This window comes from Pyxidicoccus sp. MSG2, from assembly GCF_026626705.1.
GTDB lineage: Bacteria > Myxococcota > Myxococcia > Myxococcales > Myxococcaceae > Myxococcus.
In genome coordinates this window covers 7423667-7444512 of record NZ_JAPNKC010000001.1, presented here as the reverse complement: position 1 = coordinate 7444512, position 20846 = coordinate 7423667, and the positions used below count along the sequence as shown (strand labels likewise).

At 71.4% G+C, this 20846-nt stretch carries 16 protein-coding genes and 1 pseudogene; 4 read left to right on the top strand and 13 right to left on the bottom strand.

The window, feature by feature from the left end; genetic code table 11:
• Window positions 1–12: 12 nt before the first annotated feature.
• Genes mtnC through OV427_RS29280 form a run of 3 tightly spaced genes read right to left on the bottom strand, consistent with a single transcriptional unit; the run spans window position 13 to window position 1888 of the window.
• Window positions 13–708, bottom strand: a complete 696-nt coding sequence (gene mtnC / locus OV427_RS29290; protein WP_267859491.1) for an acireductone synthase — start codon at window positions 706–708, stop codon at window positions 13–15.
• The gene (locus tag OV427_RS29285; RefSeq protein WP_267859490.1) at window positions 705–1250 is read right to left on the bottom strand and encodes a 1,2-dihydroxy-3-keto-5-methylthiopentene dioxygenase; all 546 of its coding nucleotides are present in this window, start codon (window positions 1248–1250) and stop codon (window positions 705–707) included. The genes mtnC and OV427_RS29285 overlap by 4 nt, the downstream gene beginning before the upstream one ends.
• Complete coding sequence (locus OV427_RS29280; RefSeq protein WP_267859489.1) at window positions 1247–1888, bottom strand: methylthioribulose 1-phosphate dehydratase; 642 nt, start codon at window positions 1886–1888, stop codon at window positions 1247–1249. The genes OV427_RS29285 and OV427_RS29280 overlap by 4 nt, the downstream gene beginning before the upstream one ends.
• Window positions 1889–2315: 427 nt before the next feature.
• Between OV427_RS29280 and OV427_RS29275 the strand changes: the two genes are divergently transcribed.
• A complete protein-coding gene (locus tag OV427_RS29275) occupies window positions 2316–3494 on the top strand; it encodes an SGNH/GDSL hydrolase family protein (protein ID WP_267859488.1) in 1179 nt (392 codons plus the stop codon).
• A gap of 244 nt (window positions 3495–3738) precedes the next feature.
• Entirely contained in the window at window positions 3739–4179 is a 441-nt protein-coding gene (locus OV427_RS29270; protein ID WP_267859487.1) for a CBS domain-containing protein, read from the top strand.
• A gap of 59 nt (window positions 4180–4238) precedes the next feature.
• Here the strand turns inward: OV427_RS29270 and OV427_RS29265 are convergent, their stop codons facing one another.
• The 7 genes and pseudogenes from OV427_RS29265 to OV427_RS29240 all read right to left on the bottom strand — a co-directional run bounded on the left by OV427_RS29265 (window position 4239) and on the right by OV427_RS29240 (window position 13652).
• The gene (locus OV427_RS29265; protein ID WP_267859486.1) at window positions 4239–5048 is read right to left on the bottom strand and encodes an alpha/beta hydrolase; all 810 of its coding nucleotides are present in this window, start codon (window positions 5046–5048) and stop codon (window positions 4239–4241) included.
• Window positions 5049–5090: 42 nt separating this feature from the next.
• Window positions 5091–6335, bottom strand: a complete 1245-nt coding sequence (locus OV427_RS29260) for a DUF1501 domain-containing protein (RefSeq protein WP_267859485.1) — start codon at window positions 6333–6335, stop codon at window positions 5091–5093.
• A gap of 182 nt (window positions 6336–6517) precedes the next feature.
• Complete coding sequence (locus OV427_RS29255; RefSeq protein ID WP_267859484.1) at window positions 6518–8143, bottom strand: DUF1800 domain-containing protein; 1626 nt, start codon at window positions 8141–8143, stop codon at window positions 6518–6520.
• 1061 nt (window positions 8144–9204) lie between these two features.
• A pseudogene (locus OV427_RS50845) lies at window positions 9205–9318 on the bottom strand (TetR family transcriptional regulator); the annotation flags it as partial.
• Window positions 9319–9903: 585 nt separating this feature from the next.
• Window positions 9904–10989: an alpha/beta fold hydrolase gene (locus OV427_RS29250; protein WP_267859483.1), complete on the bottom strand. Its 1086-nt coding sequence runs from the start codon at window positions 10987–10989 to the stop codon at window positions 9904–9906.
• 14 nt (window positions 10990–11003) lie between these two features.
• Window positions 11004–12239: a type IV pilus twitching motility protein PilT gene (locus tag OV427_RS29245; protein ID WP_267859482.1), complete on the bottom strand. Its 1236-nt coding sequence runs from the start codon at window positions 12237–12239 to the stop codon at window positions 11004–11006.
• 174 nt (window positions 12240–12413) lie between these two features.
• Window positions 12414–13652, bottom strand: coding sequence for a serine/threonine-protein kinase (locus OV427_RS29240; protein ID WP_267859481.1), 1239 nt, complete (start codon window positions 13650–13652; stop codon window positions 12414–12416).
• A gap of 203 nt (window positions 13653–13855) precedes the next feature.
• Between OV427_RS29240 and OV427_RS29235 the strand changes: the two genes are divergently transcribed.
• Together OV427_RS29235 and OV427_RS50620 are read left to right on the top strand one after the other, a co-directional pair.
• Window positions 13856–15724: a protein-arginine deiminase family protein gene (locus tag OV427_RS29235; protein ID WP_267859480.1), complete on the top strand. Its 1869-nt coding sequence runs from the start codon at window positions 13856–13858 to the stop codon at window positions 15722–15724.
• The gene (locus OV427_RS50620; protein WP_324290000.1) at window positions 15721–16665 is read left to right on the top strand and encodes a hypothetical protein; all 945 of its coding nucleotides are present in this window, start codon (window positions 15721–15723) and stop codon (window positions 16663–16665) included. The genes OV427_RS29235 and OV427_RS50620 overlap by 4 nt, the downstream gene beginning before the upstream one ends.
• Before the next feature lie 4 nt (window positions 16666–16669).
• On the opposite strand, the gene OV427_RS29225 is transcribed toward OV427_RS50620, so the two are convergent.
• The 3 genes from OV427_RS29225 to OV427_RS29215 are packed head-to-tail and all read right to left on the bottom strand — an operon-like array spanning window position 16670 to window position 20679.
• A complete protein-coding gene (locus tag OV427_RS29225) occupies window positions 16670–17371 on the bottom strand; it encodes a response regulator transcription factor (RefSeq protein ID WP_267859479.1) in 702 nt (233 codons plus the stop codon).
• Window positions 17368–19194 carry a sensor histidine kinase gene (locus OV427_RS29220; protein WP_267859478.1) on the bottom strand — a complete coding sequence of 609 codons (1827 nt, stop codon included), beginning with the start codon at window positions 19192–19194 and terminating at the stop codon, window positions 17368–17370. Before OV427_RS29220 ends, OV427_RS29225 begins: the two co-directional genes overlap by 4 nt.
• Before the next feature lie 9 nt (window positions 19195–19203).
• Window positions 19204–20679 (bottom strand): YfbK domain-containing protein, encoded by a 1476-nt coding sequence (locus OV427_RS29215; protein WP_267859477.1) that lies wholly within the window; start codon window positions 20677–20679, stop codon window positions 19204–19206.
• Window positions 20680–20846: the final 167 nt, after the last annotated feature.

Here is a 20846-nt window from a genome sequence, read left to right as displayed (position 1 = left end):
CGGCTCGGGGGTTTAGAGGGCGGACGGGTCCAGCGTGGCGAAACCGTGAAACGTGGGGTGGCCATGCCCGGCGGGGATGATGGCTTCCCCCCTGTCCAGACAGGCCGTGTGCATACCGGCCGAGCGGGCGGCATCCAGCTCCGCGACGCTGTCCGACAGGAAGAGCACCTCCGCCGGAGGCAGGCCGATGACCTGCGCAATCTTCGCGTAGGAAGGGCTCTCCACCTTGGGGCCGGTGGTGGTGTCGAAGTAGCCGGAGAACAGCGGCGTCAAATCACCCGAGGCCGTGTGGCCGAAGATGAGCTTCTGCGCCGCGATGGAGCCCGACGAGTAGACGTACAGGCGAAAGCCCCGCCCGTGCCAGGCGCGCAGGCCGTCCACCGCGTCGGGGTACACGTGGCCCTGGACCTCGCCGCTCGTGTACGCCTGCCCCCAGATGAGGCCCTGGAGCGACTTGAGGGGCGTGGCCTTCTTGTCCTCGTCAATCCACTGGCGCAGCAGGGCCACGGTGTCCGCGTCGGACAGGCCGGGGGTGCCCGCGAGCGAGCGAGCGCCGTCCAGGCACTCGCGCACCCGGGGCTCGTGGGCGTGGGCGGTGACGAAGGCCTCCAGGTTGCGCTTCGCGAAGGGGAACAGCACGTCCTTCACGAAGGAGATGGAGCTGGTGGTGCCCTCGATGTCGGTGACGATGGCGCGAATGCCGCTCATGTCTCGTAGCGGGGGAAGCTGTCGGCGATGGCGTCACCGGTGAAGTTGCCCACCCAGCCGTCCGGACGGATGAAGAAGCGGATGGCGGCGAACTCGGGGCGGGGGCCCATGTCGAACCAATGGCGCATGCCCTCGGGCACGCTGATGAGGTCTCCGCGCGTGCAGACAATCTGGAACACCTTGCCCTGCGTGCGCAGGTAGAAGCAGCCGCTGCCCTCCACCATGACGCGGGACTCGTCCTCGGTGTGGGTGTGCTCGGAGAGGAACTTCTGGCGGGCCTGCGCGGCGTTGGGGGCGTCCGGCTTGATTCGCGCGACGTCCACGGTGTTGTAGCCGTGCTTCGCCTTCTCCGCGTCCACCACGTGCTTGTACGCGGCGAGCACGTCGTCCTGACCGGCGCCGTCCGGCAGGGGAATGGAGGCGTCCACGCGCTCGAAGCGCACGCCAATGGCGTTGAGCTCGCGGCGGATGGAGTCGACTTCGGTGTACGTGCCCACGGGGGACTCGGGGTGGGCGTCGGGGTAGATGGTCAGCTGGCTCATCGTCGCACCTTCATCGTTTCGAGCTCGTACGTCAGCAGGTGTTCCAGGGCCACGGTGTGGCGGCGGGCCTCGGCCATGGAGCGGCCCCAGGTGTAGAGGCCGTGGCCGGCGATGAGGTAGGCCACGCACTCCGGGCGCTTCGCCAGCAGCTCCGACGCGCGCGCGGCGAGCCGGGGCACGTCCTGGTCATTGGGGAAGATGGGGATGGAGACCGTCGTCTCGTGGGTGCGGGTGTCGCCCAGGGCCTTGAGCAACTCGTAGTCGCTCAGGGGCAGCTCGCCCTCGGCCTTGCGCAGGTTGGACAGCAGCGCGGAGACCATGGAGTGCGTGTGCAGCACGGCCTGCACGTGCGGGCGATCTCGGTAGAGGTGCAGGTGCAGGTGCGTCTCCGCGGAGGAGCCGGGCGGAGGCGGGGCGTGGATGTCCAGCGCCCAGATGTCGGTCTCGGTCAGCTCGCCCTTGTCCACGCCCGAGCGCGTGACGGCGGCGGTGCGGGCGTCCAGGCGCCGCGAGAAGTTGCCGCTGGTGGCGGGGACGAAATGACGGACGCTGAGGAAGCGGCCCACCTCGACGATTTCCCGCGCGGCATCCGCCAGCGTGGTGGAGGTGGGGGTGGAAGCGACTGCCGGGGCACTCATCCGTACTCTCTTGGGGGCTCCCCGGAAGACGGGAGCGGGGGGAGGTTTCCGAGGAGTCCGAGCGTATGGGCCGGGCCCCACCCCACGCAAGCGAGGCCACGGAGGGAGCCGGCCTCGTGGGCGCGGGCACTCCCCACCGGGCTACCGGGTGGGTAACGGATACACTGCGCGTGGGTGGGCGCTCCGGACCTGCTCCGCCGGGTCCCGCGGCTTCGAGAACCCGCCGGGCTATCCTCCGCGCCCATGGCCTCCGTCTGGCTCTCCGACTTCGACGTCCCCGGCAGGCTCGTCCACTTCGACGTGCGCGACGGCCAGCTCGTCCCACTCGAGGAGAATCGGAAGGGATGAGCGACATCATGGCAAGAGCTTCTCGTACGCGGCGCACGTTCCTCCTCGCGCTGGCGGTCGGCTTCTCGGTGCTCGCCGCGTGCAAGCCGGCGGGGACACACCGGCGGGGCCGCGCGCGACGCGCGTGCTCTTCATTGGCAACAGCTACACCTACTACAACAACCTGCCCCGGATGCTGGAGGCCCTGGCCGCCTCCGCGTCCCCGCCCATCCCGTTGGAGACGCACGCGGTGACGGTGGGAGGCGCGCGGCTGAAGACCCACTGGGACGACGAGGACGCGGTGAAGGCCCTGCGCGAGGGCGGCTGGGACTACGTCATCCTCCAGGAGCAGAGCACGCTGGGCGAGCTGCGGGTGGACGGGCGGAACGAAATCAATGACCCCGAGCGCGTCTTCTTCCCCTACGCGCGCAGGTTCCACGCGGAGGCGCAGAAGCGCGGCGCGCGGACCGTCCTCTCGCTCACGTGGTCCCGACGGCGGGCCCCGGAGGCCCAGGCCCTGCTGAACCACGCGTTCCTGTCCCTGGGCCGCGAATTGAAGGCCACCGTCGTCCCCATGGGGCCCGCGTGGCTGACCGTGCGCGAGCAGCACCCCGACCTCGCCCTGTACCTCGCCGACGGAAGCCACCCCAACCCCACCGGCACCTACCTGGCGGCATGCACGCTGTACGCGGCGCTGTTCGGACGCTCACCGGAGGGACTGACCTCCACCGTGCGCGGAGTCCCCACGCCCGACGGGGAGCCTCGTGGAGGGGAGACCACCCTCGTGTCACTTCCCGAGCCCACCGCGAGGCTGCTCCAGCAGACCGCCTGGCGGAGTGTCGAAGCGCTGAAGGCCCGGGTCGACGCCGTCGAGCCACTCCCGCCGAGAACGCTTCCGTCGCTCCCGAAGGGCACGAGCATGCGCTGGGACGCGCTCCCCGGCACCTGGAAGGGCGAGCTGCGCTTCTATTCCGAGGAGATGGGCCACTCGCCCGCCATGATGCGGCTGGAGCTGTCCCCCGACGGGGAGCGGTACGACGGCGTGCTTCGCATCACCTTCGCGGACGGACGCGGCGAGGGCCCCTTCGACATGCGAGCGGAGCGCTCCCCGGAAGGAACGCTGCGCTTCACCGCCCCGTTCAGCGGAAACCTCCCGGGCGAGGTGCGCTACGAGGCGGTGCTGTCCGCCGACGGGAGGCTGGTGGGCACGGCGGTGCAGGAGGACGCCAGGACGCTCGACCGGATGCTCGGCTCGTTGCGGCTGGAAAGGTCGCGCTGAGCCGGCGCACGGCACGGCCTCCCGCCGAGCGGATTCCGGACCCTGCCCCGGCGCGCCGGAAGGCGCCTCCACGCCCGGCCGCGCGCCCATCGTGCGAGCCTCCGGTTCGCCCAGGCATCCGAGCGGGCCACCGCGTCCGTGAGCGCCGGGTCGCCCGGGTGGCGGACCCCTGGGACGGCCTCTGCCGTCTTCGCGCGGGCGCATCACCTTGAATGGGCAAACCCCTCACTTCCGGAGAAGGCCCATGAAGGTCGAAGAGGTCATGACCGAGAACCCGGTCACCTGCATGCCGGACACGAGCCTCCAGCAGGCGGCCCGCTGGATGGTCGATGGTGATTGCGGCGCCCTGCCCGTCATCGACATCGACAACAAGCCGCTGGGCGTCATCACCGACAGGGACATCACCTGCCGCATCATCGCGAACGGGAAGGACCCCTACTCCCTGCACGTGGATGACGCGATGACGCACTCCACGGCCACCGTGTACAGGGACACGAGCCTGGAGGACTGCCGCGACTTGATGGAGGAGAACCAGGTCCGCCGGATGATTGTCATCGACGATGACGGCACCGTCTGCGGCATGGTGTCCCAGGCGGACCTCGCCCAGCACATGGAGGCCGAGGACACCGCCGAGCTGGTGCGCGAGGTCTCCTCGCACACGAGAACGCCGTCGATGCTTCACTGAAGACGCCGAGGCACGGACTTCGCGGGAGGACTCGGGCCCTCGCGAGCTGGCCGTGCCGCTCACGGACCGCCGAGCGCGAAGGCGGCCATGCGGTCCACGCGCGCCGGGCCGGAGCGCTCCAGGACGTCGTTGTGCCCGGCCCCCGCCACCGTCTCCACCGTGACATGGGGGAAGCGCGTCCCGAGCTCGCGCCCCATCGCCACCGGGATGAGCGTGTCCTCTTCGCCGTGGATGATGAGCACCGGCAGCTTCAGCTCGGGCGCCTTGGAGAAGGTGTCGAAGCGGTCCCTCACCAGCAGCCGGGTGGGCAGGAAGGGAAAGCTCAGGCCCGCCATGGCCGGGATGGAGGTGTAGGGCGACACGAGCATCATCCGCGAGCCGTATCCACGCCGCGCCATCTCCACCGCCACGCCGGTGCCGAGGCTTCGGCCGCTGAGCACCGTGCGCTCCGGCGGCACGCCCCGCGCCCGCAGCCAGGCGAGCGCCGCGTCCGCGGCGGCATAGATGCCGTCCTCGGAGGGGCTGCCGGGCGAGGCGCCATAGCCGGGGTACTCGACGGCGAGGAAGCCCAGGCCCCACGTGTGCATCCTGGCGCCGATGTCCAACTGGTCCAGGAGCTGTTCGCCGTTGCCATGGAAGTGCACCACCGTCGGCGCTCCAGGAGGCGCGGGCAGGTAGTACGTGTCCACGTACAGGTCTCCCCCCAGCGGCAGGCGGTCGAACCCCTGGCTCTTCGGGAGGTCGATGGCCGCCCTGGGCGCGGGGAAGAGCATGGGGCGCTGGAGCGCGAAGGCGGCCACGCACAGCACCACGTAGAGAATCGCGACGAGGGAGAGAAGGAGGGTGAGCATGCGGCGGAGCCGGAGCATGAAGGCCCCAGTCTGCCTCAGGCTCGCCCCCGAATGCCTGGGCTACGCGAACAGCCCCAGTGGCGCTGGCGGAGTGAAGCCCGGGAACACCTTCGCCAGGTCCACTCCAGGGCGGCACGCGCGCAGCGCCTCCGCGAGCGGCGCGCGCACGTCCGTCCACGAGGGCACGTCGCGCCCGTCCTGAAGGTGCTCCGGTGCCAGCGAGTCGAAGCGGCCGTACACCTTCCGGCCCCGCACGCCTCCGCCGAGCACCAGCATGGCACTGCCCACGCCGTGGTCCGTGCCCCGGCTGCCATTCTCCCGCACCGTGCGGCCGAACTCCGTCAGCACCACCACTGTCACCTGCTCCAGCTTCGGCCCCAGGTCCGCGGCGAAGGCCGACAGCGCGCCCGCCAGTTCCTGGCACCGGTTGGCGAAGACGCCCGCCGCCGCGCCCTGCGCCGCGTGCGTGTCCCAGCCGCCCATCTCCGTGGCCGCGACCTCCACCCCCACGTCGCCCCGGAGGAGCCTCGCGATGTCCCGCAGTCGCTGTCCCAGCGGGCCCCTGGGGTACTCCACCGTCGAGGCCGGGGCCAGCCGTGACAGGCGCTCCTCGTCCAGCCGCGACAGCGCCTCGAAGGCGCCCTGCCCGGTGGTGCGCAGGGCTTCATCCACCGCGCCCGCGTAGAGCGCGCTGAAGCCACTGGCGGCCTCCTCGCCGCGCCTTCCTCCGCGGAGCCGGAACTCCTCCAGGCGTCCCATGGCCAGCGCGCCCGAGCTTCCGAACAACGCCCGGGGCAGCGTGGGCTGGAGTGCCACCGCTCGCAGCGCGGCGCTTCCCTCCTCGTCCTCCAGCGCGCGGTTGAGCCACCCGTCCGGCGTGGACTTGCGCCCGGGCGTGCCCGACTCCACGAAGTCCTGCGCATCGAAGTGCGAGCGCACCGGCTCCGGCAGCCCCACGCCGTGCAGCACCGCCAGCCGGCCCTCGTTCCACAGCGGGAGCAGGGGCTCCAGCTTCGGGTGCAGGCCGAAGCGCCCGTCCAGCTTCAGCGCGGCGTCCGGGCCGCTGCCCGGCGACTTCAGCGCCAGCGTGGGACGCGCACGGTGGTACGCCGAGTCTTCCACTGGTGGCACCAGGGACAGGCCGTCCACGCCGCCGCGCAGGAAGACGGTGACGAGTGCGCGGCGAGCGGGGCTGTTGGCACTGGCGGCCAGCGCGCGGCCCAGGAAGCCCGGAGCGAGGACGAGGCCCGCGCCCGAGAGTCCCAGGACGCGCAGCAGGTGGCGGCGGGAGAGCGAGGCGCTCATGGGTTCGTGACCTCCGGCACACGGAGCAACAGCCCGGCGAAGGGGCGGAAGACGCTCATGGGTTCGTGACCTCCGGCACACGGAGCAACAGCCCGGCGAAGGGGCGGAAGACGCTCATGGGTTCGTGACCTCCGGCACACGGAGCAACAGCCCGGCGAAGGGGCGGAAGGCGCGTCGCGGGCTCATTGCTTCTGGAACTCCGGCGAGCCGAGCAGCAGCCCGGCGATGAGGGGAATGTCCACGGGGCCCTGCTCGCCCTCGGCGCTGGCTGCCTCTGCCCGCTTCGACAGCGCGGCGAGGATGGTGGCCCGTGTCTCCGCCGAGGGCGGTGCTCCCATCAGCGCGTGGCCGAGCGCATCCACTGTGTCTTCCGCGGTGCGGGTAGCCGGCGTGGCCCGTGCCCCCAACGTCACGCGCGTCCCGGGCAGCCGTCCGGAGACCAGTTCCAGGCTGAAGTTGAGCCGGGCCACCAGCGCGCCGCTGTTCACCCAGGGCCCCGAGACTTCCGGGAAGCCCGTGGGCGCGGGCGCGCGGTAGAGCGGCTCGCCCATCCGGGCCAGGGACTGCACGAGCCTCGGCCGCACCGTCACCTCCGCCCCCGTGGCCCGCAGCGCCGACACCACGAACTCGAAGGGCGTCTTCACCTTGGCCCCTCGCGCCTCGGACGCCCAGAACTCCGGCGCCTGGAAGAGCGCGCGGTACACCGTGCGCAAATCTCCATCCGAGTCGAGAAACGCCTTCGCCACCCGCTCCACCAGCGCGGGCGGCGGCGTGTCCGAGACGAACCGCTGCGCCAGCTTCGTCGCGAGGTGCCGCGCGGTGGCGGGGTGACGCGCGAGCAGGTCCAGCACCCGCTCGCCATCCTCCAGGTTCCCTCCCGAGGCAATGCGCTGCCCGAGCACGCGCTTCTCGTCCGGGTCATGCGCCCTGCGGCGGAAGACGAACTCGGGCTCGCGGCGTGGCCGACGGATGCTCCAGCCGGTGAAGCAGCGCGCCACCTCGCGAACGTCCTGCTGCGTGTAGCCGCCGTCCACGCCCAGCGTGTGCAGCTCGAGCAGCTCGCGCGCGTAGTTCTCGTTGAGGCCGGGCCGGGGCTCCTCCTCTTCGTCCGGCTCCGCCATGGCGTCGTCCCCGGACAGGTCCGCGGGCCGCGCGTCCCGGCGCAGGAGCCTCGGCATGCCGTCGCGGGTGCTCCGCCAGTTGTCCAGGTAGAAGAGCATCGCCGGGTGGCGGGCCGTCGCTCCGAGCAACTCTCGGAAGCGGCCGAAGACGTGTGGGCGGATGGCGTCGCGCTCGTAGGACGTCACCATCCACCGCGCCGCGCCCTTCTCCGCCGACACGTTGAAGTGGTTGAACCAGAAGTCCACCAGCACCTCTTCGAGCTGGTTCGGACTCTCCACCGCGCGCAGCACCTTGGCGGCGGACAGGTCGTAGACGATGAGCGCGGGACGCTGCAGCTCGCGCCCGTCCAGCAGCGCCTGTTCCCGCTGCTTCTTCGCCGGGAAGTCGCGCGCGAGGTCGGCCATCGACATCGTCAGCGTGGGGAGCGCCTGGAGCTTCGCCTCCAGTTCCGGCGGTGGCTTCCCGTCCGAGCGGGCGAGCTGCGCCTCCACCCAGCCCTCCACGCCCAACCGCCGCACCTCGCCCATATCCCTGGCGGAAGGTCCGAAGGCCAGGCGGCGGAGGACATGTACCGCGCGCGCCTCGTCAAAGGGCGGCGGCTCGGAGGGAGACGCGACCGGCGGGTGGGAATTGCCCGCACACGAGAGCAGGACGGCCACCACGGACCAGAGGGGCAGAAAACGCATGGCAGGGGGTTCAACCCGGGAGGCGGCCGGAAGTTACGTGGCGCCTTCCGAAAGGCCGGGCTCATTCGAGACACGGGAGAAAACGGCGCACGTCCGTCCAGGCCCATGCAGACGAAGCGCCTGCCGTGGCCCACTCCGGGCGAAGGAAGGGTCCGCCTCGATTCGCCAATCGCCATCCAGGCTGGGCGCTTGTGCGCGGGCCTCCGTGGACTCGGATGCCGGGGAAGACGGTTGCTGACCATTCCCACGGCACGAAGCTGGGGTTGCCGGGCGCGTTGGCGGCACCGAGGGTTCGAACCGGGTGCGCCAGGAAGAGGAGTGCCCTCCTCGTGGGAGACGGCAGAGCACTCCACCGACGTCCGTGGCGCTGGCCGTGCGACGCCACGCAAAGCACCGCTCCCACGAAGCCTGTTGGAATCCTCCACTGGCACCTGCTGCTCGACACCAGGAGAGATGCCGCCATCACGTGGCTCGTCGGAGTCGTCCTCCGTCGTCGGTGACTCTGGTTGAGCGGCACCAGGAGGAGTGCCGTCCCCAGGGGAGCCGCCGGAGTCGACCACAGCCGCCTGTGACTCGGGCTGAGTGGCACCAGGAGGAGTGCCGTCTCGGCGCGAGCCGCCGGAGTCGTCCACCTTCGCCAACGCGCGCCAGAGGGCCTCCGCCGATTCGAGGACGTCCTCCCGGTACACCTCCTTGTTCCTCTCCGTCAGCACGCGCACCCACTCCGCCAGCGTGCCCCACACCAGCGCTTCGCCCACCCGGGCGCAGCCGGGCACCAGCGCCCCCTCCTGCTCTCCCTTCAGGAGCACCTCTCGCACCATGGCCCGCGCCGCACTGCCAGGCGCCGGCTGCCCTTCGACTTCCGGGTGCCTGTGCAGGAAGGCGAAGGCGAAAGGGCCGGGCAGCCCCAGAGCCCAGTGCGTCAGCGCATTCCAGAAGGTGAAGAAGGCCTCTCGGAAGCTGACGCCGTCCGCCCCATGCTTGCAGAAGAAGGCCCAGTCCACCTCCCGGCAGAAGGTGTCCTCGTGGAAGCTCCGCACCGTCTGGGCGAAGTGCTGCTTGCTGCCGTAGCGCCGGTACAAGCTGCCCACCGACATGCCCACGGACCGGGCCAGCTCCTCGGCCTTCACGTGCTCGTAGCCATGCCGGCCCAGCACCTCCGCCGAGCTCTGCATCATCCCCGAGAGGTAATGCTCCGCGAACCCCATCCCCTACCCCCTCCTGCCCCCCTTCCGGGGCGGCCGTCCCGTGGAAGGAATGTTCCTTCCACCATTCCCTTCTACCGGAGGGGGCTGACATGGCTGGTAGGGAGCACCTGCCATCCCCGGCGGGTAGGCACCCGTGGCATGGCCCTACCTCTCCCGCTTCTCCGATCTGGCTGAGCCCCCGGCTGCCGGTGCTCGGGCCCGCTTTCTCCCGCCTCACCACGCGCCCAGGGCCGAACCGTTCCGAGCCCCGCACGTTTCGCGAGTGCGGTCCGTTGCGCGGTGCCCCTCGCCAGGACTGGGACACCTTCGCGGGCTCGAGCCATCGCGCCGGCGCTGCTCGCCCTGCATGCATGGTCTTCGCAGGCCCGGTCCTCTCGACGAGCGCGAGCACGCACGGTGTGCAACTGCTCGCCCTGCATGCATGGCCTGCGCAGGCCCGCTTCTATCGATGAGCGAGTGAAAAGCGGTCGCTGAACGTGGCGTGGAGGGCTCCTGCCACCGAGCTCCAGCGCAGGTGCGTTCCCATCATGCAGCCCCCGCTCGCCTCTTGAATCAGCGCCCTTCCGAGAGGAAGCCGAGGAGCAACTTGTGGAAGACCTCCGGCGCCTCCAGGTGCGGCGAGTGTCCGACGCCCGGCAGCACCTCCTCGCGCGCGTGGCCACCCCGGCTCCGGTACTCGTCGAGCATGGCCCGCATCTGCTTCACCATCGGCTGGGGCGGGTACACCGTGGCGCCCGGCCAGCCCGGCACCGCGCCGAGCTGTCCCAGGAAGCCGAAGTCGAACAGCGACGTATCCGAGACAATCTGGTCGTCCGCGCCGCGCACCCACAGCACCGGGGGCTTCGTTGAGATGGACGGGAAGCCGCGCACGTCGAAGTGCTTGCCGGAGATGGAGTTGTTCATGCCCCGCTTCCCCGGTGCCACGCCCGGCCAGTTCGAGGACGGCATGCGGTCGCCCGGGTAGAAGTCATCGCCCACGGCCATCTTCAACATCTCCGCCACGAGCGCGTCCTCACGCGAGCGCTCCAGCCGGAAGGGCGGCTTGAAGTAGTACCGGTTCATCACCGTGCGCGGCGAGGCGTCGTTCTCGTCCGTCGCGTCCTTCGCGATGAGGCGCCGGACGAACTCCGGGTTCACCGTGCCGCCTCCCGAGCCAGCGAAGTCCGGCCAGCACGGTGCCGCCGCCGCGTCGCCCTTCGTGCCGCCGTAGCCCGCCGGGGAGATGGGCGCGAGCAGCACCAGCGAGGCCACCCGCTCCGGATGGTCCAGCGCGAAGCGCATCACCACACCCGCGCCCGCGGACCAGCCCACCAGGTGCACCTTCTTCCCCGCGGGCACCAGGTCCGGCAGTGCCAACAGTGCGTGAAGGTCATCTGCGAAGTCGCCCGCGCCGCGCGTCGCGTCGATGGGCGCGCGCTCCGTCTCACCGAAGCCCCGCAGGTCTGGCGCGAGACACCGGAAGGACGCGGGCATCGCCGCGAGCGTCTCCTCGTAGAAGCGGCAGGAGGACACGTTGCCGTGGATGAAGACCACCGGCACCCCGCCCGGTGCGCCGCTCGCCAGCAGGTGCTGCTCCCGGAGGCGGGACGTGGGGACCTTCAGGGACTCGATTCGAGGCTGTGCGTTCGGGGTCGTCATCCCCTCCAGGATACTCAGCCTTCGTCCCCTTCCAGCTCGCGGATGATGGACACCAGGTCGTCCTGCTCGCCTGGGATGACGAAGACGCCCTCCTCGGCGGCACGAGACTCCGTGGTCTTCGCGGGAGACGCACTCCGCCGCGTCCTCGCGGGCAGTCGCGTGACGGCGACGGGCCGGGACCTGGCGGCGGGAGGGAGCGGCTCGGGCGAGGGCTCGGGCATGGGGGTGGCCGAGGGAGTCTCCTCGGACGCGGTGGAGGGCTGGCTCCAGTCCGTCTTGCGCGACAGCCACTCCGCGTAGCGCGGGAAGGACCAGCAGCCGTCGGCGGCACCGGTCTCGATGGCCGAGGGAATCTTGTAGAAGTGCCCCTGCCTCACGATGCTCTTCACCGGCGTGCTGCCCATGAGCACCTCGCATTCCGGCACGCGCAGGCCCACCTCCGGCCGGTAGCGCAGCCGCTGGCACACCACGCCCACGAGGCAATCCGCGAGCTGCGCGCACACCGCCGCCTGCATCTCCGGGGGAAACGCCGACACCAGCCGCGAGAGTGCCTCGCTCGCGCTGGCCGAGTGCACCGTGGCCAGCACCAGGTGCCCCGTCTCCGCCGCGTTCAGCGTCAGGCGCATCACCTCCGGCTCGCGCATCTCCCCCACCATCAGCACGTCCGGGTCCTCCCGCATCGCGTCGATGAGCGCCTGCTCGAAGGACGGCGTGTCCCGTCCCACCTCGCGCTGGCGGATGAAGGACAGCCGGGGCACCAGCGCGTACTCGATGGGGCTCTCCACGGTGATGATGTGGCGCGACTCCGCCAGGTTCAGCTCCTGGAGCAGCGCCGCCTGCGTGGACGTCTTGCCCGAGCCCGTGGGCCCGCTCACCAGCACCAGCCCATGCGTGGGCTCCACGAGCCGGCGCAGGTCCGGGTGCAGGTTCAGCCGCTTCAGCGTCGCCTGGGACGTGGACAGCAGCCGGATGGCGAAGCCCACACCCCGCGCGCTGCGCAGCACGTTGATGCGGATGCGCTGCCCCTCCAGCGTGCGCGACACGTCGTACGAGCAGCGCTCCAGGAACTCGGGCCAGCCGTCCTCGCCCACCACCTCACGGGCCAGCACGGTGAGGTTGGAAGCGGACAGTGGCTCGCCCACCAGTCGCAGCGCGCCTCGCACGCGCAGCGCCATGGGCATGCCGCCCTCCAGGTGGACGTCGCTGGCCCCCTGCTCCCGGGCGCGACGGATGATGGCTGCGAGCTGCATGCGGGCCTCCTTGTCTGACCCGCCACGTGCGGAGCAATGCACGTGCCGACAGGCCCGCGGGCGTGCTCCGTGAGGGCACGCGACGGCCGCCCTGCCGGATTGTCGGGGCGACGGCAGACGGTCCGGGACACTTTGTCCCCGCGAAGCTCGCCTGCCCGGTCGCCGCGCGCGCGCTCAGCCCAGCAGGGACATCACTGTGTAGGCGAGTGAGCCCAGCACGGCCAGCGTACCGAAGGTGCTCCCGACGATGACCGCCACCGGGTTGCGGTCCACGAAGCGCAGCACCTCGTGGAGGCCGCGCTTGAGCATCGTGCGCTGGCACTGCACCACGATGTGGCCCTCCATCAGGGACTGGAGCGCTTCAATCATCTCCTCCACCGACTGGTAGCGCTTCGCCACGTCCTTCTGGACGCCCTTCGAAACGAACCACGACAGCTCCGCGGGCACGTGCGACTGGTGCGGGTTCGACTGGAGCGCGTCCACCGCGGGCGTCACCTTCTGCACTCCAGCCAGGATGTCCGCGAGCGACTCGCGCCCCTCCAGGTAGTGCCGCAGGAAGAGCAACTCGTGGAACAGCACGGCGAGGCTGTACACGTCGCTGCGCGCGTCCAGCGTGTCCTCACCGCGCGCCTGCTCCGGGGACATGTAGAGCGGCGTGCCGATGACGGAGCCCACCTGCGTGCGCAGCGAGACGGCCTCCCGCGGACTCACCGCGGGCACCGGGTGGATGCGCATCGCGACGCCCTGGCTGTCCGGCGTCGGCGCCTGGGCCTGCGTCCGCACCGGCCGGGCCAGGCCCCAGTCCATCACCGTCACTTCGCCGAAGGGGCCCACCATGATGTTCGCGGGCTTCAAGTCGCGGTGGATGATGCCCTTGCGGTGCGCGTACGCGACGGCGTTGAGCACCCCGAGACAGATTTGAACCCGCGCCCGGAAGCTGAAGCGCTCGTGCGTGGCCCTATCCCCTCGCCGCAGCTTCGCGATGATGGACTCCAGCGTGTCGCCGTGCAGGTGCTTCATCACGAAGAAGTACCGGCCGCGCTCGTCGATGCCCACGTCGTGCACCGGGACGATGTTCGGGTGGTCCAACTGCCCGACGGTGCGAATCTCCTCCACGAAGCGCAGCACCCGGTCCAGGTCCGCGCCCTCCGGCAGCCGCTTGAGCGCCACCAACCGCTCGATGTCGTGGTCCTTCAGCAGCACCACCTCGCCCATGCCGCCCTGTCCCAGCGGGCGCATCTCCTCGAAGCGCTCGCGCTCGGGGGGGACGAGGTCCGCCCTGTCACCCTTCCACTCCACTCGCGGCAGCACCGTGTTGCGGCGCGTCGCCGCGGCGGGCGCTGGCGGGGCCTCGCCCGGGGACTTCTGCGAGAGCACCGTGGCATCCAGGGCGTAGCGAACCGTGTCCGTCATGGCTCGCCTGCATAACGAGCCCCCCACCGAACACTCAACCCTACCTGCCTTGTCAAAAAGTGGTTTCCGCCTGGAGGTGAATGCCAACCCCACGCATCGTCACTTGACCCCGGCGCCGGTTGCCATTCGTATGCGCCCCAAGCAGATGGACGGGCGCCCTTCGGCGCCGGGCCGGTCGTCCGTATACCGAGAGCGCCTTCCTCATGTGGGCAACCCCGCGTGTACGCGCACGCCACCTCACCTTCCTGCTCCTTCCCCTGCTGTTGGCCGGCGGCTGTGAGCCCGTCCAGCAGCCCGAGGGCTTCCCCCTCCCCAGGCCCGAGCGCCTCACGGGCCCCTTCACCCCCATCGTGGACCTGCGCGCGGACGTGAATCGCGACGGGGTGGTGGACCTGACGGACCCGACGGACGACGAGGGCGAGGACAGCTGGACCGCCGAGCGGGGCGCCATCTTCCTCGCCAACATCGACGACGACGAGGGCGCCTGCCCCTTCTCGCTGTCCCCCCGGACGCTGGGCGACGACCAGCTGCCCGGGTGCAATGACGCCTGGGACTCGGTGGTGAATGGCGAGGAGGACCTGGAGGACCTCGCGCGCCTGCGCGTCGCACCGTGGCCGGACGCGCCCGACTATGCCGTCGGCTACGTCACGGTCCTCGGGCCGGCGGCGAAGCGGGTGCGGCTGTTCGAGAGGTCCGGAGACACCTATACCTCGCAGCTCAACCCCTCCCAGATATCCCTCACCGCGGCGCAGCTGCGTCGGGGGGTGAGGCTGGCCATCGAGGCCAACGACATCGTGAGGGACCCGAGCAAGTGGGACGGCTTCGCCGACGTGCAGCTCACCATCGGCCAGGGCCGCATCCCGGACACCCGGTTCCAGGACACCGTCCGCATGCGCGTGGCGCCGGTGGTGATGTTCCACCACCTGACGCCCGCCGAGAGCGTCTTCGTCTCCAGCCTCGAGGGCAACGTCGACGCGGCGGCGCGATTCCGGAAGGACTTGCGCGCCACCCTGACGGGCTTCGAGCGGCCCGTGACGCTGGTCGAGCTCCAGGTGGAAGACCTCTGGACGCAGGACTTCCTCGAGCCGGCCTACATGTCGATGCCCGCCCCCGGCGGCATGCAGCACTCCATCCAGGTGAACTACCGCGCCCCCTTCGTCATCGCCCCGGAGAAGAACGCCGCGCTGCGCCTCGCGGGCCGCATGGCCTTCGGGCTGCGGGGCTACGACCAGGCCGCCGTGCAGCAGTATCAGCCGGGCATGTCGGAGGAGTCGCAGACGCTCAACTCGTTCGGCAACACCGAGGTCATCCCCCCGTACGAGAAGGACGGGGTGAAGTATCCGCTGGGCCGCCTCTTCCGCGGCCGGGGCCCGGACACGCGGCCAGACCTCCAGCCGGACCCCAGCTTCACGCGCCTCCTGGAGGCGCAGCGGGTGCAGCCGCCCGTGTACGTGGACACCACGTGGCTCAACGTGAGCCACGTGGATGAGACGTTCAGCTTCCTGCCCGCGAACACGCCGCGCGGGTGGGTGGTGCTGATGGCCGACCCGGCCCTGGCGCGGCGGATGCTCCTGGACCTGCGGGCCCGGGGGCACGGCGACGCGAAGCTCTTCACCGGCCTGACGTGGGGTTTCGACAGGCCCGCGGAGCTGACGGTCTCCGAGGTGCTCGACCACGCCGGCTTCATGGACGCGAGCGCGCTGGCCACGCTGGAAATCGACACGCAGCGGTCCATCCTCCAAGAGGAGACGGGCCTCACCGACGCGGAAATCATCCGCGTGCCCTTCCTCTTCCAGGAGGTGACGGGGGGCCTGGGTGCACTCCAGCCCGCGATGCTCAACCTGCTGGCCGTGTCCTCCACGCAAGTCATTGCCCCGGAGCCCCACGGGCCGCTCATCGACGGGAAGGACCCCTTCAAGACGTACTTCGAGGAGGCGCTCGCCGCGTACGGCATCCGCGTGCACTGGAGTGACGTCTGGAGCCCGTACCACATCAACGGTGGCCAGGTGCACTGCGCCACCAACAGCGCGCGTGCAATCCCCGCGACGAAGTGGTGGGAGGGCGGACGATGAAGCGTGGCGTGTACCGGAGCCTGGGGGCCGCCCTCCTGCTCATCGCGCTGACGGCCGGGGCGGAGGACGCGCCGGGCACGACGTCGCTCGCGGGCGACTGGCGGGCGGTGCTGCTGGAGCAGATTGCCCGCGCCCGGAAGGAGCGGCCCGAGGCCTTCGCGCGAATGGACTCGGCCGTGTCGCGGGTTCGCCTGCTGGACTCGAGGAAGCGGGGCACGCTGGCCTCCACCTCGCCCCTCTTCCGGGAGCTGGGCCCGGAGGCGCTGTGGCCCATGGTGGAGCGGCTCGCCTTCCCGTCCGCGCGGGCGCAGGAGCAGGCACAGGGGCTGGAGCAGGACTCGGCACGGCTCGCGCTGACGGTGGGGCTGATGGAGGCTGCGGGCGAGTTGCGCGACGCGCGCCTGGTGCCGCTATGGACGGAGCTCCTGGAGACGGGCGCGGACACGCGGGCGCCCGTGCTGCGCGCGGCGGCGGGCGCGCTGGCGCGGATGCAGACGCTGGACGCGGCGCAGACGCTCATTGCTCTCTCACGCCAGGGAGGCCCGCGGGGCGAGGCCGCGCAGGAGAAGCTGGGCGAGTGCCGCCGGCTGGTGGCCGTGCGCGCGCTCGTCGACGCGCTGGCGGCCCGGCCCGGGCCCGAGGAGGCGCGGCGGCTGGCGCGAGCGCTCGGGGACGCCGGCTCCGCCTGGGCGTGGAAGACGTCCGGGGTGAGCGCCCGCTCCGAGGAAGGCCCCATGCGGCGCCTGGCGGCGGAGGCGCTGGTGCGCGCGTATTCGCACTACACGGGGGATGTACGGCAGGCCCTGTCCAACGCCGTGCTGCGGGTGGACGCGCCGGAGACGGCCTCGCTCATCAACGAGGCCCGGCTCCACGCGGACGAGTCGGAACTGGCCGCGCTGGACGCCCTGGCCGAGCGGCTGAAGAACAACCCGCTGCGCTGAAGCCTCAGAGCGCCTCGATTTCCATGCGGTAGCCCACGCCGCGCACCGTCTGGATGGCGAAGCGCGAGGCGCTGTTCCAGCCGAGCTTCTTCTTCAGGCTGGAGACGAAGTTGTCCACGGTGTGCGGGTCCACGACGACGTCGCGGCCCCACACCGCGTCCAGGATGTCGTCGCGGCGCAGCACGCGCTCCTTCTCGCGCACGAGGAAGGCCAGCAGGTCGAACTCCGTGCGCGTCAGCTCCACCGCCGCGCCGTCGGGCGACTCCAGCTTGCGGCGGTCCAGGTCCATCTTGTAGCCGGCGAAGCGCACCTGCTTCGTCGCCGCGCCGCCGGAGCGCTTCACCAGCGCGCCCACGCGGGCCAGCAACTCGCGCAGCCGGTAGGGCTTGCCGAGGTAGTCCTGCGCGCCCGCCTCGAAGCCGCGCACCACGTCGTCCTCCAGCGTGCGCGCGGTGAGCATCAGCACCGGCGTCGTCACGCCCTCTTCCCGCAGCGCGCGGCACAGCGTGTAGCCGTCGCCGTCCGGCAGCATCACGTCCAGCAGGATGAGCTGGAACTGGCGCTTCGCGAGGTGCTCGCGCGCCTCGCGCACGTTGGTGGCTTCCTCCACCGCGTAGCCACCCTGGTTCTCCAGGTTGTCGCGCAGCGCGAGCCGCAGGTTGGTGTCGTCCTCCACGACGAGGATGCCAGGCTGGGAAGAGGTCATGTCGTCACCGGGGGGGGAAACGTGAGCTCGAAGGTGGTGCCCTCGGGGCTGGAGGCCGCGACGCGCAGGCTCCCCCCGTGCAGGCGCATGATGCGGCGGCAGAGTGCCAGACCCAGGCCGCTGCCGGGAACGTCCCGCCCCTGGCCCGGCAGGCGGACGAACTCCTCGAAGGCGGTCTCCCACTGCGCCTGGGGGATGCCGATGCCGTTGTCCGAGAAGCGCACCCGGCCTCCCGGGAGCGCCTCCACGCGCAGGCGCACCGGGCTGCGCGTGTTGTAGGCACAGGCGTTGCGCGCGAGGTTGGACAGGAGCAGGCGGAGGAGCTGGGCGTCCGCCCGGAAGGCCATGTCGCCGACCTGCGCCTCCAGCTCCACCGGCACCTTCGACCAGGCCTCCAGGTCGCGGCGCAGCAGCGACACCAGCTCGTCCAGGCGCACGGGCTCCAGCCTCGGCACCCAGCGGCCCTTGTCGATGCGGTTGAAGGACAGGAGGTTCTCCACGAGGAAGCCCAGCCCGTCCGCCTCGCGGACGATGCGCGCGGGGTAGTCACGCGCGTCCGTGCCTTCCGCGAGGCGCCACTCCAGCGTCTCCGCCAGCAGGCGGATGGAGGCCAGCGGCGTGCGCAGCTCGTGCGACACGGTGGCCACGAAGTCGCTCTTCAGCTCCAGGAAGCGGAACTTGCGCTGCTGCGCCACGAAGGCCAGCGCGAAGATGGCCACCGCCAGCACGCCGCACAGCGCCACCATGCCCGTCTTCAGCCGGTAGCGCCGCTCCAGCGCCCCCTGCGCGCGCGCCCACTCGGGCGTGTCCACCGAGAGAGGCAGCGCGTCCAGCGACAGCACCTCCGCGGCCCCCAGGAGGCGCACCTGCCCGTCCGACTCGAGCAGCCCGCGCTCGCGCATCTCGCGGGTGAGCGACTCCAGCAACGCGGCCGGGTCCACCGCCACGCCACGCACCTGGCTGCCGCCGCGTGGCTCCAGGTACCAGCCGGCGCGCACCAGCACCGGGCCGGGGAGCGTGCGAGGCAGCGGGAGTGGCTCGGTGGCCAGCTCGCCCGCGCGCGACTCGAAGTCCGCCACCGGGGCGCCCACCTTCGCGGAGAGGGCAGCCACACGCTCGCGCAGGAAGGCGAAGTCCACGGGGGTGAAGCGCGAGCGGCGCAGGAGCAGCAGTCGCTGGAGTCCTTCGAGCCGCCCGCCCCTGCCGTCCGCCAGCCCATCGCGCACCAGCGCGTGCATGAGCTGCGGCACCGGGTCTCCGCGCTCGGCCAGGGATTCGAGCACCACCAGCAGGCCCGGCACGTCGCGCGTGGAGGCGAGCACGTACTGGGCGCGGTGCTGGAGCAGCGCCATCAGCGCCACCGTGGAAGCGCGACGGTCTCCCCGGGCCAGGGCGCCCTCCACCGCGCGCACCAGCGCGAGCCGCTCCGCCCACGGGTCCTCCTCTTCCTCGTCAGCACGCTCCGTGCCCGCGCGCAGCCGGGCGTAGCGCTCCTTCGCGGGGGCGTCGTCCCCGGTGTCATGGAGGGCCATGCGCGGCAGGAGCTGGTCGCCGCGCTCGCGCAGGTAGAGGCCGGTGGCGGGCACCAGCGGGTCCACTGCCGCGGCCTCCAGCGCGGGCCGCGCCGCTTCCAGCCTGTCCCGCAGCGACTGCGCCAGCGAGGCGCGGGCGTACTGCTCCAGCGCCGTGCGCCGCGAGTCGAGCGAGGCCTGGGCGTCGTCGCGCTCGGTGGCGAAGATGCGCTGGAGGTAGCCCAGCCCCCAGCCGAGCCCGACAAGGCCGAGCACGAGGGCGACGACGGTGGGCAGCAGTCGGCGGAGCATCGTCGCGGACTAGTCTCCCGTATCCGGGGCGCGGTCGTAGTCCATGGTGCTCAGCGGCGCGACGCGCTCGAAGCGGTCCTTGCGCTTGTCCAGCGCCTGCGCCTTGCGGATGAGCGCGCCCAACTCCACCACGTCCGGCCGGCCGTGCAGCGGCTCGCCCACGTCGTCACAGAGGGCGGACAGGCGCGTCCAGTCGAGCGTGCGCGTCCAGTAGGAGCCGCGCAGCTTCTCCGCGAAGGCGGAGGCCACATAGGCGAGGCGCGTGGCGGGCGCGGCGCGGGCATAGGACGCGCGCAGGAGGCTGGAGGGCAGCAGCTTCTGCACGCGGCGCCAGCCGCCGCCCGTGACGTCGTAGTGGATGCGCAGCGTGCCGAAGGCGATGGCGGGGCCGCGCAGCTTCACCTCGTAGATGGCGGTGACGGCCTGGCCCGCGGCGAGCGGCGTCTTCGGCTCGTCGTCCTCGTCGAGCGACTCGGGGGCGGGCACGGCGCGCTCGTAGCCCACCAGGCGGTAGCGGGCCACCGCCTGCCGGTCGAACTCCACCTGCGCGTCCACGTCGGGCAGTGTCTCGCGCGCCTTCACGGTGATGCGCACCACGTGGTAGCCCTTGCGGCCGGGCGACGGGAAGCCTTCCGTGTCGATGACGAAGGGGCCATGGGCGTCGCCCGCGTCGCCGTAGTCGAAGGCGTTGATGAACGCCTCGGCCCAGACGTTGCGCTCGTCGGGGAGGACGTCACGCTGCAGGTAGTCGCGCGCCACGGCGTAGGGGCTCGTGTCCACGCCGATGAAGAAGACGGAGAAGCGTTCCTCCTCCGTGTCGATGGTGGGGTTCACCCCGTTGCTCCCCGGGCTGGAGCGGCTGCGCGCGGAGTCGTCCGAGTCACGGTAGAGGTACTGGGTGGCACCGTCCGGCAGCGACGTCAGGTGCTGTATCGCCCAGGCCGGGGTTTCCTCGCGGGCGCCCGCGCCGACGTAGGGAGGAAGGTAGCGGGCCACGCCCTCGGCTTCCGTGCGCAGCGGCGGGGCCAGCGGGGCCACGGACTGGAAGGCGCGGGCCGGGTCCTGCGGGTTGCCAGGGCGCTCGACGGAGATGGGCGGCGAGCCCTTGTCGATGCTCGGAAAGGGACTCGAGGCCCGGGGCTCGTCGGGGTGCGCGGCGGAGGTCAGCTCCAGGTTCACGCGCACGGTTGCACCGGGATTCAGCGAGAGGTCCTTGCGGGTGACGGGGAGGAAGGCCTCCTTCTCGAAGCGGAGGGTGTAGACACCGGGAGGGAGCTGGGGGAGCCGGTAGTTGCCCTGGGCGTCGGTCACCGCGACCTGCTCCGCCTTCAGCGCGGGCGAGGAGGCGGTGACGCGCACGTCCGCGAGGGGCCGCAGGTCCACGCGGGCCACCACGGTGCCGTGGAACGTACCGCTCTGCGCCAGCGCGGGCGCGGCAAGGAGCAGGAAGGCGCCACACAGGGCTTTGAAGAAGGCGGGCTTCATGGGTGGGCCAGCGCGGTGCGGCTGTCCTTGAGAGGGCCCCACAGCGTGCCGCAGGTGGGGTGGCCAATCATCACGGTTTCATCATGGCACGGGGTTCCGGGGGGACGCCTGCCTGGCAAGCGGGCATCTCAACCCCCGAAGTCCGGGCTCCAGCGTGCCGCCTCTTC

Bases quoted from the DNA above. Each gene is read 5' to 3' on its own strand.
- mtnC (WP_267859491.1), bottom strand. From the start codon at position 708: ATGAGCGGCATTCGCGCCATCGTCACCGACATCGAGGGCACCACCAGC.
- OV427_RS29285 (WP_267859490.1), bottom strand. From the start codon at position 1,250: ATGAGCCAGCTGACCATCTACCCCGACGCCCACCCCGAGTCCCCCGTG.
- OV427_RS29280 (WP_267859489.1), bottom strand. From the start codon at position 1,888: ATGAGTGCCCCGGCAGTCGCTTCCACCCCCACCTCCACCACGCTGGCG.
- OV427_RS29270 (WP_267859487.1), top strand. From the start codon at position 3,739: ATGAAGGTCGAAGAGGTCATGACCGAGAACCCGGTCACCTGCATGCCG.
- OV427_RS29265 (WP_267859486.1), bottom strand. From the start codon at position 5,048: ATGCTCCGGCTCCGCCGCATGCTCACCCTCCTTCTCTCCCTCGTCGCG.
- OV427_RS29260 (WP_267859485.1), bottom strand. From the start codon at position 6,335: ATGAGCGCCTCGCTCTCCCGCCGCCACCTGCTGCGCGTCCTGGGACTC.
- OV427_RS29255 (WP_267859484.1), bottom strand. From the start codon at position 8,143: ATGCGTTTTCTGCCCCTCTGGTCCGTGGTGGCCGTCCTGCTCTCGTGT.
- OV427_RS29250 (WP_267859483.1), bottom strand. From the start codon at position 10,989: ATGACGACCCCGAACGCACAGCCTCGAATCGAGTCCCTGAAGGTCCCC.
- OV427_RS29245 (WP_267859482.1), bottom strand. From the start codon at position 12,239: ATGCAGCTCGCAGCCATCATCCGTCGCGCCCGGGAGCAGGGGGCCAGC.
- OV427_RS29240 (WP_267859481.1), bottom strand. From the start codon at position 13,652: ATGACGGACACGGTTCGCTACGCCCTGGATGCCACGGTGCTCTCGCAG.
- OV427_RS29235 (WP_267859480.1), top strand. From the start codon at position 13,856: ATGTGGGCAACCCCGCGTGTACGCGCACGCCACCTCACCTTCCTGCTC.
- OV427_RS50620 (WP_324290000.1), top strand. From the start codon at position 15,721: ATGAAGCGTGGCGTGTACCGGAGCCTGGGGGCCGCCCTCCTGCTCATC.
- OV427_RS29225 (WP_267859479.1), bottom strand. From the start codon at position 17,371: ATGACCTCTTCCCAGCCTGGCATCCTCGTCGTGGAGGACGACACCAAC.
- OV427_RS29220 (WP_267859478.1), bottom strand. From the start codon at position 19,194: ATGCTCCGCCGACTGCTGCCCACCGTCGTCGCCCTCGTGCTCGGCCTT.
- OV427_RS29215 (WP_267859477.1), bottom strand. From the start codon at position 20,679: ATGAAGCCCGCCTTCTTCAAAGCCCTGTGTGGCGCCTTCCTGCTCCTT.